At 37.4% G+C, this 235-nt stretch carries 1 protein-coding gene; it reads left to right on the top strand.

What is annotated here, in order from left to right; translation table 11 throughout:
- A partial coding sequence (locus tag G9F48_RS19580; protein ID WP_185153163.1) for a YtoQ family protein occupies positions 1–111 on the top strand: 111 nt, incomplete at its 5' end.
- Between the last annotated feature and the right edge of the window lie 124 nt (positions 112–235).

Genomic DNA, 235 nt, shown 5'->3' with positions numbered 1-235 from the left:
CCTAAAGAATTACATCATCCCCTAAAGGAATTATCAAACAAAGCAAATATCACTGTCGAAACAGTGAATCAAGCGATTAAGGCGTTGTCATACGTGTTTGAACAGGAATAAGAAAAAGGCTGTGCTCTTAATGAGGCAGCCTTTTTCTTATCGTTTACACTTGTTGATAAATCGAATCCACCGTGCTTTGATCACAATTTTTCACAAGACGAACAATTAATTCTTTTGCCGCTGC

The organism is Bacillus sp. EKM420B, from assembly GCF_011065565.1.
Taxonomy (GTDB): Bacteria; Bacillota; Bacilli; order Bacillales; family Bacillaceae; genus Bacillus; species Bacillus velezensis.
This window is presented reverse-complemented; position numbering and strand designations above follow the sequence as displayed.